Source organism: Lachnoanaerobaculum sp., assembly GCF_057250505.1.
In genome coordinates this window covers 1-14,413 of record NZ_DBHIEQ010000039.1, presented here as the reverse complement: position 1 = coordinate 14,413, position 14,413 = coordinate 1, and the positions used below count along the sequence as shown (strand labels likewise).

11 protein-coding genes are annotated in these 14,413 nt (G+C 36.5%); 10 read left to right on the top strand and 1 reads right to left on the bottom strand.

Annotation, left to right across the window (positions count from 1 at the left end):
• From metG to ACO6FI_RS12205, 9 genes are all read left to right on the top strand, one after another.
• Nucleotides 1–1,096 (top strand): methionine--tRNA ligase subunit beta (metG, locus tag ACO6FI_RS12245; RefSeq protein ID WP_485457579.1); only part of this gene is annotated, 1,096 nt, incomplete at its 5' end.
• A gap of 38 nt (nucleotides 1,097–1,134) precedes the next feature.
• A complete protein-coding gene (locus ACO6FI_RS12240; protein ID WP_485457578.1) occupies nucleotides 1,135–1,821 on the top strand; it encodes a TraX family protein in 687 nt (228 codons plus the stop codon).
• A 31-nt stretch (nucleotides 1,822–1,852) separates the two neighbouring features.
• Nucleotides 1,853–2,638: a TatD family hydrolase gene (locus ACO6FI_RS12235; RefSeq protein ID WP_485457577.1), complete on the top strand. Its 786-nt coding sequence runs from the start codon at nucleotides 1,853–1,855 to the stop codon at nucleotides 2,636–2,638.
• A 19-nt stretch (nucleotides 2,639–2,657) separates the two neighbouring features.
• Nucleotides 2,658–3,530, top strand: coding sequence for a 16S rRNA (adenine(1518)-N(6)/adenine(1519)-N(6))-dimethyltransferase RsmA (gene rsmA / locus ACO6FI_RS12230; RefSeq protein WP_485457576.1), 873 nt, complete (start codon nucleotides 2,658–2,660; stop codon nucleotides 3,528–3,530).
• 20 nt (nucleotides 3,531–3,550) lie between these two features.
• Nucleotides 3,551–5,146, top strand: coding sequence for a C40 family peptidase (locus ACO6FI_RS12225; RefSeq protein WP_485457575.1), 1,596 nt, complete (start codon nucleotides 3,551–3,553; stop codon nucleotides 5,144–5,146).
• Nucleotides 5,147–6,125: 979 nt separating this feature from the next.
• Nucleotides 6,126–9,836 (top strand): BREX-1 system adenine-specific DNA-methyltransferase PglX, encoded by a 3,711-nt coding sequence (gene pglX / locus ACO6FI_RS12220; RefSeq protein WP_485457574.1) that lies wholly within the window; start codon nucleotides 6,126–6,128, stop codon nucleotides 9,834–9,836.
• A gap of 124 nt (nucleotides 9,837–9,960) precedes the next feature.
• A complete protein-coding gene (locus tag ACO6FI_RS12215; RefSeq protein ID WP_485457580.1) occupies nucleotides 9,961–10,191 on the top strand; it encodes a CPCC family cysteine-rich protein in 231 nt (76 codons plus the stop codon).
• Between the two features lie 21 nt (nucleotides 10,192–10,212).
• The gene (locus ACO6FI_RS12210; protein WP_485457573.1) at nucleotides 10,213–10,887 is read left to right on the top strand and encodes an alpha/beta hydrolase; all 675 of its coding nucleotides are present in this window, start codon (nucleotides 10,213–10,215) and stop codon (nucleotides 10,885–10,887) included.
• Between the two features lie 58 nt (nucleotides 10,888–10,945).
• Nucleotides 10,946–11,401: a Panacea domain-containing protein gene (locus ACO6FI_RS12205; protein ID WP_485457572.1), complete on the top strand. Its 456-nt coding sequence runs from the start codon at nucleotides 10,946–10,948 to the stop codon at nucleotides 11,399–11,401.
• Nucleotides 11,402–11,626: 225 nt separating this feature from the next.
• Here the strand turns inward: ACO6FI_RS12205 and ACO6FI_RS12200 are convergent, their stop codons facing one another.
• The gene (locus ACO6FI_RS12200) at nucleotides 11,627–13,252 is read right to left on the bottom strand and encodes a DUF262 domain-containing protein (protein ID WP_485457571.1); all 1,626 of its coding nucleotides are present in this window, start codon (nucleotides 13,250–13,252) and stop codon (nucleotides 11,627–11,629) included.
• Between the two features lie 307 nt (nucleotides 13,253–13,559).
• Between ACO6FI_RS12200 and udp the strand changes: the two genes are divergently transcribed.
• A complete protein-coding gene (udp, locus tag ACO6FI_RS12195) occupies nucleotides 13,560–14,339 on the top strand; it encodes a uridine phosphorylase (RefSeq protein ID WP_485457570.1) in 780 nt (259 codons plus the stop codon).
• The last annotated feature ends 74 nt before the right edge of the window (nucleotides 14,340–14,413 follow it).

Genomic DNA, 14,413 nt, shown 5'->3' with positions numbered 1-14,413 from the left:
TCCTTGGCTCTTACAAGGTGACGGTAAGATGAGCAAGTCAAAGGGAAATGTAATATATGCCGACACTTTGGTGGATTTCTTCGGTGTGGATGCCGTAAGATACTTTGTATTACATGAGATGCCTTTTGATAATGACGGTGTAATAAGCTGGGAGCTTATGGTTGAAAGATTCAACTCCGATCTTGCAAATGTACTTGGAAACCTTGTAAGCAGAACAATATCTATGACAAACAAGTACTTTGACGGAGTGCTTACAGATGCAAATGACGAGAGCGTAGCAGGAGCAATGGAAGTAGATACCGACCTTAAGGATGTCGTGCTTATGACTGTCGAGAAGGTGGTAAAGAAGATGTCGGAGCTTCGTGTAGCCGACGCTATAACCGAGATATGGACATTGTTTAAAAGATGCAATAAGTACATTGACGAGACTACACCTTGGATACTTGCAAAGGAAGAGGATAAAAAAGAAAGACTTCAAACAGTGATTTATAACTTGTCAGAGTCTATAGCAATAGGGGCTTCACTGCTTCACAGCTTTATGCCTGAGACTTCGGAGAAAATACTTGAGTACTTCGGAACCAATAAGAGAAGCCTTGAGGATATGAACAAGTTCGGACTTCTTATGAGTGGTACTACCGTAGCAAAGGAGCCTGAGATTTTATTCAAGAGACTTGAACTTGAAGAAGTATTAAAGAAGGTTGAATCCCTTAATCTAAACGGAAATAAAGAAGAATCAAGTGAAATAGAGGGAGTAGATGTAGAGGCAAAGGATACTATAGAGTATGACGACTTTGCAAAGCTTCAGATACAGGTCGGACAAATAATAAAATGTGAAGAAGTTCCAAAATCAAAAAAGCTTCTTTGTTCACAAGTAAAAGTCGGAAACACTACAAGACAGATTCTTAGCGGTATCAAGCAGTGGTATTCAGCTAAGGATATGGTAGGTAAGCAGGTTTTGGTGGTAACAAATCTTGCACCGAAAAAGATTGCAGGACTTGAAAGTCAAGGTATGATACTTTTAGCTGAAGATAATGAGGGAAATGCCTGTTTGGTGTCACCTGAAAAAAACATTAAGCCGGGTTCAGAAATATCATAATACAGACAGTAAAACCTTAATATTTTAAGGAGGTGGCATTGAAACAAATAAAATTGAAACAAATAAATATAAAGATTTTTTCCGGTGCGGTATTAAAATATATCGCAATGCTTACAATGCTTATAGACCATATAGGAGCAACCGGCTTGATTTTTTTATTATTCGGTGCCAATATGTCTACAAGGCTGTATTTTATTTCAAGAATGATAGGGCGTATTGCCTTTCCAATATATGTATTTTTACTTGTTGAGGGATTTGTTCACACAAAGAACATAAAAAAATATATAATAAGACTGGCATTGTTTGCAATTATATCCGAAGTGCCATATGATTTGGCATTTTATAATACGGTATTTGAGATATATCATCAAAATGTCATGTGGGAACTTCTTATATGTATAATAATGCTTTGCTGTATCAGGAAATATCCTGATTTCAGTATTATTTTTGTGGGGGTAAGCTGTTTTATAGCATGGCTGCTCAAATTTGATTATGAGTTTATAGGGCCATTGGCTGTCGCCTGTATATACCTTTTTAGAGATAGGACATTATATAGGAATGTTGCAACGGCAGTTATTTTTGCGTTTGAACCTACAGCATTTTTCAGCCTTATACCTATAAATATGTATAGTGGAAAAAAGGGAAAAAATTTAAAATATTTATTTTATCTGTTTTATCCCGTACATTTATTGGTTTTATTTTTTTTGATAAATATGCTTCAATAAAAATATTACGCAAATTTTAAGAAAATATTACATGGACAAAAAAGAAGAATTTTATATAATAGATACGCATGCCCATTATGATGATGAGGCATTTAATGAAGACAGAGATGAGCTTTTAAATAATGTTGAAGATACGGGCATCAAAAGGATTGTAAATATAGGAGCCTCAATGGAAAGTTCAAGGGTAAGTCTTTTGCTTGCAAATAAATATAAATTTGTTTATGCGGCAGTAGGAGTTCATCCGTCTTCAAGTGAAGAAATAGACTCTGAAAGCATTTTGAAATTGGAAGAGATGCTTTTAGATGAAAAATGTGTGGCTGTAGGTGAGATAGGACTTGACTATTACTACGATGAGCCACAAAGGCAGATACAAAAAAAGGCTTTTATTGCTCAACTTGAGTTGGCAAAGAAGTATGATTATCCTGTAGTTATCCATTCAAGAGATGCTGCAAAGGATACACTGGATATTTTAAAAGAGTTTAAGGGAGTAAAAGGAGTTATACATTGCTATTCCTACAGTAAGGAGATGGCAAGAGAGTTCATAAAACTTGGATATGTACTCGGCATAGGCGGTGTGGTCACATTCAAGAATGCAAAAAAACTTGAAGAGACCGTGGAAGATATTTCATTTGATGACTTTGTACTTGAAACCGATTGCCCGTATCTTTCACCGGTGCCGAACAGAGGTAAGAGAAATTCTTCCTTGAATCTGACTTATATCGTAGAAAGAATAAGTGAGATAAAGGGAGTTTCAAGGGATTTTATTATAGAAAAGACCTTTAAAAATGCAAGAAAATTATATCCTAAGATGAAATGATTTTCATATGGAGATTAAGATGACAAAAATTGCTAATCCGGCAAATACTATAGATATAATCAAAAAATATGACTTCAACTTTCAAAAAAAGTTCGGTCAGAACTTTTTGATAGATACACATGTCTTAGATAAGATATGTGCGGAATCGGGACTGGGAGAAAATGATTTGGCCATTGAGATAGGTCCCGGAATAGGAGCGCTCACACAGTACCTTGCAAATGCCGCAAAGGCTGTTGTAGCCGTTGAGATTGATAAAAACTTGCTGCCGATACTTAATGAGACATTGGCAGATTATAAAAATACAAGTGTAATAAATGCTGATTTTTTGAAAATAGATTTGGAAAATCTGATTGACGAATGCAGGCAAAAGTATGACGAATTTGAGAACATAAGAATTGTAGCAAATTTGCCATATTATATTACAACTCCCATTATCATGAATGTTTTGGAGTCACATACACATATTGACAGCATTACAGTTATGATTCAAAAGGAAGTGGCTGACAGAATGCAGGCATCACCCGGAAGTAAGGATTATGGCGCATTGTCATTGGCGGTGCAATATTATTCAAACCCCTATGTTGTGGCATTTGTTCCGCCAAATTGTTTTATTCCGAGGCCTAAGGTCGGCTCAAGTGTTATAAGACTTGATATTTATAAGGATAAGCCTATAAAGACTGTAGACGAAAAGTTGGTGTTTCAAATTATTCGTGCAGGTTTTAACCAAAGAAGAAAGACTTTGGTGAACTCACTGACAAATTTTGACGGACTGAAGCTTTCAAAGGAAAGAATAATTCACGCTTTGTCATTGCTTGGAAAGTCTGAAAAGATAAGAGGAGAAGCCCTTAGCTTGGAAGAGTTTGCACAATTGGCAGAATATTTACAAGAATAAATTTTGACAAGGAAAAGAAGATGAGCAAGAAAAAAAAGAATGAATTTTTAAGAGGGGTAAAGGACAGAGTAGAAGCTATCCAAGACATGGACAAACATAAGAAAGTAATGGCGGGAGGTGTAATCGGTGTAGTGGCAATAGCCGCTATAATCGGTGTTTCGCTCTCAGGAAAAAGTGCAAGAAGTGTTGCTACAACTACAACCGCAGTGGTGGATTCAACTACAGCGGCAGCGGTGGCTTCCGCTAATGTAATGCCGATGGAAAAGGCGGGAAATGAGTTCCCTTCACTTGACATCACGGTCGAGACCGAGGAACCTAGACCTGAACTTTTGGAAGAGGGCGTGCAGCATTCATATATCGCCAAGGTACAGTCAAGACTTATGGAACTTGGATTTATGGACAATGATGAGCCTACCAACTACTTCGGTGAGGTTACAAAGGCTGCCGTTATGATTTTCCAAAGACAAAACGGACTTGCACAGGACGGTATTATAGGACCTTCCACATTGCCGCTTTTGATGGATGCCAATGCAAAGCACTATGCGGCAAAGCTCGGTGATGTGGGTGAAGATGTAAAAAGAATACAGAGTCGTCTATACGAGCTCGGTTACCTGGCATCTGCCGATATGATAACAGGTACATATGATGAAAAGACTCAGGAAGCCGCACTTAAGCTTCAGCAGATAAATCAGCTCTCAGAGGACGGTAAGGTGGGAAGTGAGACCATGAATTTGCTTTATTCGGATGAAATAAAAGCAAATACGCTTTCACTCGGCGAACACAGTGAGGTGGTTCAGGCAATACAAAACAGATTGTTCCAGCTCGGATACCTTACATCAAGCCCTGACGGTAACTACGGTAGCGATACGGAGCTTGCCGTAAGAACATTCCAGTCAAAGAACGACCTTGTAGTGGACGGTTACCTTGGACCTTCCACAAGAGCAGTCATCCTCTCAAGTGATGCAAAGGCAAACGGACTTGTACTGGGTGACCAGAATGAGCAGGTAGCAAGACTTCAGTCTCTCCTTGCCAAGGCGGGATATTTAAACGAGTCAAATGCTACAGGATACTTCGGTGAGATTACAGAGGCCGCACTGAAGAGATTCCAGAGTAATAACGGTATTGATGCTGACGGTAGAGCCGGAGCACAGACATTTGCAAAGCTGAATTCGGACGGACTTAGAGGACCTTCAAAGAATGATTCCAAGTCAAACAAATCCGAAAAGAGCGGCAAGTCAAGCGGCGGTTCATATTCAGGCAGTGTAGGAAATATGATAAGCATCGCATCTTCAAAGATAGGAAGTCCTTATGTTTGGGGTGCAAAGGGCTCAAACTCATTTGACTGTTCAGGCTTTGTTTATTGGGTTCTAAAGCAGATGGGTGTAGGACAGTCCTATATCACATCTTCAGGCTGGAGAAATCCGGGAAGATATACAAGAATAAGTTCCTTCTCAGATATACAGGCAGGAGATATCGTGGTGGTTTCAGGCCACGTAGGAATAGCCGCAGGCGGCGGTGAGATCATAGATGCTTCATCTTCAAGAGGTAGAGTAAAGAGAAGCGGTATGTCAAGCTGGTGGAGAAACAACTTCATAGTAGCTTGGAGAATATTCTAATAAATTATAATTTGTGTAATAATATGGATTTGCATACCCATATTACAATATAAGCCGAACTTTTCGAGGTTCGGCTTATTTTTGTGTAAAAAAGAGGATGTCACGCTGAATGGTAGTGTGACATCCTTTTTAATATCTAATTTTTAAGGTAGAAAAGGGGGTGTCCTTAGCGGGGGTAGGGTTTGGAAACGATGATATCGATTTTCTTACAACAGTGCCGGCAAGAGTGTTTCCGTCCCTTAATCGGGGTAAGCTTTTGTAAACGTGGTGTAAGAAGCTCATCGAGAAATTTGGTGTTGATTCGTTTCCGTCCCCTTATTGGGGTAAGCTTTTGTAAACCCAATGCAGTTAAGGAGAGAACTTAAGAGCAGGTTAGTTTCCGTCCCCTAAACGGGGTAAGCTTTTGTAAACTGGATGTGCAGCAGGATTCCTTGTATTTTACTATTAGAGCGTTTCCGTCCCCTAACCGGGGATAGCTTTTGTAAACTTGTAAACGCGTGGCTATCAAGAGAGCAGGACAAGTAGTTTCCGTCCCCTTATCGGGGATAGCTTTTGTAAACCCTACCCCCTTCAAACCCTTATATTACAAGGCCTGAAAGAGGCTTTAGCGTGCCTAAAATTTAACAAGCGAATTTTGCTAAAAATTTCGTGATACTTGTTACTCGAAGTGCTATAAACCCTTATTTTATGCGGGCCGTCTCAAAATCACAAAATTTAGAATATAAATCCACCTAAAGGTATAATTAAACAGCCAAGGCTAATCTTATTCCTCTATATTCATTTACTTAAGCCCTTTCATTCTACCACATACTTATACTTTGTCCAAGCAAAAATTTTATAATAAAAGACATACATTTTGCTAAAATAAACTGCAAATAAAAATGGACTATTGCATCTTGCGGTGTAGCTAAAAGCGTCGCTATTATGTTATTATACAGAGTATATTTCTATATAAAATACATAATAACAGGAGGGTTGTATGAATAAGACAGCCATCAAAAACTTTGCAATACAGGCAAGGAATAAGCTGATTGCCGATATAAGTTATCGTGCAGGACTGATGGGAATAACTACAGAGGGAATAAGCGAGGCACTGCCGCAGTCTACACCGGGTACGGAGTTTTATGATATCGGAACCGATACACCATATTCTATAAGTGGAGATGCTATAGCTCAGAGAAGAAAGCTTGTAGAAGTCATTCGTCAGAAAGAAAGAGACAGTGATTACACTACGGCATATAAATATATTATTGAAGAAGTAGCATATACATGGTTCAATAGATTGATTGCTATACGCTTTATGGAGGTAAATGATTACCTTACTTCTCGTACACGTGTGCTTTCTTCAATTAAGGGTAGGATTGAACCTGATATTATTGCAAGTCCTTTTGAAGCAGGTTTTGAATTTACAGACGAAGAAAAAGAAAAAATTATACAATTAAAGACAGATAATCAACTTGATAACCTTTTTTGTATTCTCTTTATAAAACAGTGTAATGCATTGAATGAGCAACTGCCGGCACTTTTTGAAAAGACAAATGATTATACGGAGCTACTTTTGAATATTTCCGTTATTGACAAGGAAGGTGTGGTGTATAAGCTCGTTCATGATATATCGGAGGATGACTTCAATATAGAAAAAGGCGGACAGGTAGAGATCATAGGATGGCTGTATCAGTATTATAATACGGAGCCGAAGGCTGAGGTTTTTGGCAGACCTTCGGGAACAAAGATAAAAAAAGAGGATGTTCCTGCGGCAACACAGCTGTTTACACCTGATTGGATAGTCAGATATATGGTGGAAAACAGCCTTGGCAGACTGTGGGTGGAAGGACATCCAAATGATGAGCTTAAGTCAAATTGGAAATACTATCTGGAAGAAGTCAAGCAGGAGCCTGATGTAGAAGAAAAACTTAAAGAAATCAGAAAAGAGTATGCCGAACTTAATCCTGAGGATATAAAGATTATTGATCCATGTATGGGAAGCGGACATATTTTGGTATATGCATTTGATGTACTTATGCAGATATATGAAAGTGCAGGATACGAACAAAGAGATGCCGCAGTAAGTATTTTAAAGAATAATATCTACGGTCTTGATATAGATGAAAGAGCTTTTCAACTTTCATACTTTGCTATAATGATGAAAGCAAGGCAGTACAACCGCAGAATCTTAAACGGAGAACACAAGCCGAATCTGTATTCCATAGAGGAGAGCAACAGTATCAACAGGAATCATCTGAAATATTTCGGTATGGAACTAAGTGAGTATGACATAGAGAAGGCATTATCTCAGATGAACTCATTACTTGATACTTTTATTGATGCCAAGGAATACGGTTCAATACTTACGGTAAAAGAGTATGATTTTGAACTTTTGGAAAGATTTGTCTCCGACAGCGAACCGACAGGACAGATAAGTTTGGAAACAGTGGGCATAGAGGATACTAAAGAAGCTATGTTGCAGCTGATAGCACAGGGAAAGGTGCTGGGTCAGAAATATTGGGTTGCGGTTACAAATCCGCCGTATATGGGGAGTTCTGGAATGTCAAGTAGGTTGCTACAGTATTTATCTGAGTTATACCCATGTAGTAAAACAGATTTGTATTCTGCCTTCATTGAAAGATGTGCATATTTTGTTAAGGAAAATGCTTATAGAGCAATGATTACACAACATGGATGGATGTTTTTGTCAAGTTTTGAAAGACTACGAGATAACGTTGAAGAGTCGGATATTGTTTGTATGGCTCATCTTGGAGCAAGAGCATTTGATGAAATTAGTGGTGAGATTGTACAAACAACAGCATTTATTACACGCAATTCGTTTTTTAATGATTACGTTGGGGTATATTCTAGACTGATTTTGGCTGCCTCAGAATGTGAAAAAGAGAAACTCTATCTTTCAGGAAAGTATAGGTATAAATCAGGTCGTAAGTACTTCGATAGTATACCGGGGAAACCGATTGCATATTGTTTTAATGATAAATTTTTGAGTGTTTTTAAGAATAAATGTCTTGCTGATATAGCAAAGCCACGTCAAGGGTTAGCTACAGGTGACAATGAGCGATTCTTAAGATTATGGTCAGAAGTTGGTTTTAATAAAATAGGGTTTAACTGTGACAGCAGAGTTGATGCAGAAAGAATCGGAAAGAAATGGTTTCCGTGTAATAAAGGAGGTAGCTATAGGAAATGGTACGGAAATAATGATTATCTTGTTAATTGGGAAGATGACGGTATTGAGATAAGAAATAATTATGATAGTAAGGGTAAACTTAAATCAAGACCACAAAATATGGATTTTTATTTTAAAAAGGGGATGACTTGGTCAACTATCGCAAGTGGTAGTTTAGCAATGCGTTATAGTCCTGTAGGACATATGTTTGAAACAAAGGGCTCGGTATGCTTTCCAAATAATGAAGAAGAATTATTTTATTTACTTGGATTAACAAATACCCCAATTGTATCTATTATATTATCAGTACTTTCTCCAACACTGGATTTTCATGAAGGACCGTTGGGTAAAGTTCCGACTATATTAGACTCCAATTATATGAACAAAGTATCAAATGTTGTTGAAGAGAGTATTTGTATATCTAAAACCGACTGGGACTCCTACGAAACCTCATGGGATTTTAAGCACCATCCACTTGTAAATCATATAAATATTGATTCTGACAAACCTGTAACGGTTGAGAATGCATATAAGCATTGGAAGTCGGAGTGTGAGCAACGATTTACTAAGCTAAAAGCCAATGAAGAAGAACTTAATCGCATATTTATAGATATCTACGGTCTACAGGATGAGCTTACACCTGAGGTTCTAGACAAGGATATTACAGTTCACAGAGTATTTGATACTAAGGAAGATGTTCCTGAGTCTATGAAGGGTTCTGCTTATATCAGAACACGAAGAGACGAGATAGTTTCACTCCTTTCCTACGCTGTTGGCTGTATGTTCGGACGATATTCATTAGATACACAAGGTCTTGCCTATGCCGGCGGAGAGTGGGATGCGTCAAAGTATACAAGCTTTAAGCCTGTCCTTGACAATATTATTCCGATTACGGATGAGGTGTATTTGGAAGATGATATTGACATAATTACACGCCTTTGTACTTGGTTAAAGGTGGTCTACAGTGAGGACACTTTGGAAGAGAACCTTGATTTTATTGCAAATGCTCTTGGAAATAAGGGAAATACAAGTCGTGAGATTATAAGAAATTATTTTATGAATGATTTCTTTAAGGACCATTGTCAGACATATTCTGTTACAGGTTCAGGTAAGAGACCTATATATTGGCTGTTTGACAGCAGTAAGCAAAACGGATTTAAGGCTCTTATTTACCTTCACAGGTATAATGCGGATACCGTCGGAAATCTTCGTATTGATTATTTACATCGTATGCAGCGTATATATGAGAGTGAGATTGAGCGTATGCAGGATACTATAGACAATGTTGCAAATGCAAGGGATGTGGCGGCAGCAAAAAAACGTAAAGAAAAACTGCAAAAGCAGCTGAAGGAATGCCGCGAATATGATGAAAAGATTTCCCACTTGGCACTAAGCCGTATAGAATTGGATCTTGACGACGGTGTAAAGGTAAACTATAGGAAAGTCCAAACCGGAGTAGACGGAAAGCTTTATGAAGTATTGGCAGATTCAAAGAATATTATGAGTAAAGAAAAGTAATTATATAAGTGTATTAGTTATATTTATATCTAATACAATATATCGTCAGCAGATATTAGATTAGTATAGATATATATTATTATTGAATATAGAGGAGGTATTTATGAAACGTTAAAAATGCCCTATTTGTGGTTACTATACTTTTGAAGACGGTTTGGGACTTACATTTGATATTTGTCCTGTTTGCTTTTGGGAAGATGATATATTTGATTATGATGATCCGGATGCAGACACTGGAGCTAATTGTGTAAGTCTTCAAGAAGCAAGAGAAAACTATTTGAAGATTGGGGCTATACATCCTAGTCGTAAAAAATATGTAAGACCGTCTAAAAAATGTGAGAAGGAATTAAAATAAGATTATACGTATGGAGGCTAATTGAATAAAGAAAAATTAAATATAAAAGATAAAGTAATCACTATATACAAGTCATCTGATACAAATGCTCCTTTGATTGTTTTTAATACTTTTGAAGGTGATGGCGAAGATGTATATCAAGCATTGCAGAATATGGGCTGCACTTCTTTTAATTTACTTGTTATTGGAAATATTGATTGGAATCATGATATGTCGCCATGGTATATGCCTTCAATCTATTCTAAAGAAAAATCTTTTAGCGGCGGTGCAGAAGAGTATCTGAGATTGCTTATAGATGACATTTTGCCAAAGGCAAAGGAGATGATAGATGGCGAACCCGGATTTACAGGAATAACAGGATATTCACTTGCAGGTCTTTTTGCTGTTTATGCTATGTATAAAACCGATGCATTTGACAGAGTGGCAAGTATGTCGGGCTCACTTTGGTTTCATGACTTTATTGAATACTGCAAAAGAAATGATTGTAGGAAGTTACCTGATAAAATCTATTTTTCTCTAGGGGATAAAGAGGCAAATACACGCAATCCTGTATTAAAAACTGTAGAAGATAATACAAGAGAGCTTTCAGAGTATTTTAAGAAACTTGGGAGCGAGGTGATATTTGAATTGAATACGGGTAATCATTTCACAGATGTGATACTTCGCAGTGCAAAGGGAATAAAGGCAATATTATAGTTTTTATTAAAAATTAAAATGTAGAAAGATATATAGAAAAATTAATAGGAGGTCTTATATGGAGAATACAATGAGTGTTGCAATGACTTTAGACAGCATGTTTTATGAAAAAAACGGCAAACATATGGATGAGATGAGAATGCATAAGCTTATGTATTTTGCACAAAGAGAATCTCTAATGTATAATAATGAACCTCTGTTTGATGCAACTTTTTATGGATGGAAATATGGGCCGGTGCTAAAAGAGGTCAGATCTGAGTTTAAAAAGAAATCGGGCTTTGAAGGTTCATTAAATTTGCAGTCTCAAGTCTCAGAGGATACAAAGGGTTTACTGAGAAGAGTCTTTGATAGATATGGAAGTCTGTCACCATGGAAGCTCAGTGCTTTATCACATGAGGAATTTTCTTGGAAGATGGCCAGATCAGGTATTCATTATGGAGATAACGGTGATGTAGCATTATCACTTACTGCAATGAAGGTGGATGCGCAAAGAGAACTTATGAATAGAAAGTAGGGTGTAAGAAAACGTACTGATATGAGGACTCGTAGATATGGAGTTGAAAAAAGAATGGGTTTTGAAGGCGGAGCATTTTGTTTTAGCAGGATAAACTATTTATAGATTGGGGCAATACATCCTAAACTTAAAAAATAAGTAAAGAAAAAAGCTTAGGGATGGCGTGACTCAAAATTAGTACGCCATCCCTTTTGTATAACTATCATTTCCCGACAGCTAAAAAATTCATACAAATTCAGATACTTCTTTTATAAAAGATTTTATTCTACTAATAATATTTTTTTCTCTTATCTTTACTTCATCATAGTCCCATTTATCAAGTTTTGATAAATCTTTAATATCTGCAAACTTTGATTCTTCATAGGCCTTTTTTTTCTTTTTGAAAAATTCATTACTTGCACTTATATTTAGCTTTTTCTCAAATGGTGCAAGGTTACCTAAAGTTTCCATTACTTCTTTTGCTTCCTGTTCATCCCAGTCATTATTATCAGACCACTTTCTTGGTAAGATATGCTCTATTTCTATATTAGAGTTTAAAATCAAGTCATAAAAATCTTCAATACTTTGCGATTCATTCAAAAATCCACTTAGTAAGATAATTCCTCTTTTACATCTACCCAAATCCGCACTTTTAAGTTTGTCATAGAATATTTTTAAATCATTGCCCATATTATCTATATACTCAGACAGGTAATTATCATTATTTTCTATTTTTGCACATACCTTAAATGTTGTATCTTTTACAGTATTAACAGAATTATACACAACACCTTTTACAAAGTAATATGCTGTCGTTAACATTACCAGCTTCTTATATTCTTCATAGTGTTCTTCCGGTAAGTATAACTCACCGTCTTCTTTCCATATCATATATTTATGCAAGAATACATATAAGGGATATCTCCAATATTGATTAGGGTAATTTTCCAAAATATTCCATAATGAATCATTGTACATGCCTGTATCAGAATATCTTATTTCATTTATCTTTTTTAGAGAGTCCATTACCTTTGTTGTATCCTGTAGTCTACCTGTTTTGGATGAAAAATAAGACCTTAATCCCTTTTCCTTAGAAATATCATTTTCTTGTGCTCTACAGATATACATTAAAATACGAAACAGGTCTTCTTGATCATATAACTCATTCCATTCATCTATAAACTCCCCGCGTTTTGAACTTTCAATTCCGGCATAAAGCTTTGACTTAAATATATCCGCATCACTTAATGAAAGACCTCTGTTATTTATAGTCTCAAAAATGTTCAAAGCATCATCTTCTGTTTCGCATAATATCGGTAATAATACTACATTATCTAAGAATGTTAAAATAAGTTTATTTAATTCATCAGAAGTTTTTCCTTGCTTCCAATCTGAAATTTTCTTCTTGAACATATCATAATTTATATAAAGTCTCGAATTTTCATCATCGCAACGGCCTTCTAAGATAATTTTTTCAAGGTTTTTCTTATCATTCTCAATAACATCTGAATTTAATCTTATATTATTTGTGAGCTCTGAACTTAGCTTGTCTTTTATCTTTAAACATTCCTCCAATGCTTTTACTGTACCCGCATTATCAAAAAGTGCTCTGATAAGCAAGAGAAGAGTTGTCAGTCTTTGTTGCCCATCTATAACTGAAAATTTTTCACTTTCATCAATTGGATGTACTACAATATTCCCCAAAAAATATTTATCTTTTTTATCTTTTTCATTATGAAAGTCAATCAAATCATCCCAAAGAGTTTCGCATTGCTCCTGTTCCCATGAATATTCTCTTTGGAACATTGGAATCTGATATTCCCTTGAAAATATTGTTCTAATATCTTCAGGCTTTGCCGTTATAGTTTTCATTACCGTTTCTCCTTATATTTCATACAATAAAACACTTATTTTTCATGTTCAGATTATTAACATTAATGTTTGAAAGTGTAGGTCAAAATTTTTATATTATATTATTATAATAAAATTGCCAAATTAAGGTTAAAATCTCAAAACCATATCAGATAAAGTGTCTATATGAACTGTATAAATATGATTCTATGTATTTATGATATAAAAGTCAATATTAAATAACATTTTGCATTACTCACTTATGTTGACGCTTACATAAGATGCAGATATAATGAATCTAAATTTTAAAATTTGAAGGGAAAATAGTATGATTGATTATACTGAGGGAGCAGGAGTACAGTATCATATCGGAGTAGGTAAAGGAGAAGTCGGAAAGTATGTTATACTTCCGGGAGATCCGAAAAGATGTGAGAAGATTGCGGCATATTTTGATGATGCGAAGCTTGTGGCGGACAGCAGAGAGTTTGTTACATACACAGGGTATCTTGACGGTGAGAAGGTATCGGTAACATCTACAGGTATAGGCGGTCCGTCTGCGGCAATAGCACTTGAAGAGCTTGTAAGATGCGGTGCGGATACATTTATTAGAGTAGGTACCTGTGGAGGTATGAAGCTTGATGTATGCGGAGGAGACCTTGTTATAGCAAACGGTGCTATAAGGATGGAAGGTACCAGTAAGGAGTATGCGCCGATAGAGTTCCCGGCGGTTGCGGATTTTGAGGTGTTGAGTGCGCTTAAAGAAGCTGCCGATGAGCTTAAGTTTAAGTCACATATAGGAGTGGTACAGTGTAAGGACGCTTTTTACGGTCAGCATGAGCCGGAGAATAAGCCTGTAAGCTATGAGCTTATGGACAAGTGGGAAGCTTGGTTAAGGCTTGGTACACTTGCGTCGGAGATGGAGTCTGCTGCACTTTTCACTGTAGCTTCATATCTCGGAGTGAAAATCGGATCCGTATTTTTGGCGATTGCCAATCAGGAAAGAGCAAAAAAGGGTCTTAGCAATGAGCAGGTACATGATACAAGTGCCGCTATCAAGACAGCTGTGGAAGCTATCAGAATAATGATAAGGAAAAATAAAAATATCTAAATCTTATTTAAATATAACAACTGTCAAGCATAAATGATTATGTCCTAAAATAATTATTTTATAAGCCCCACAAA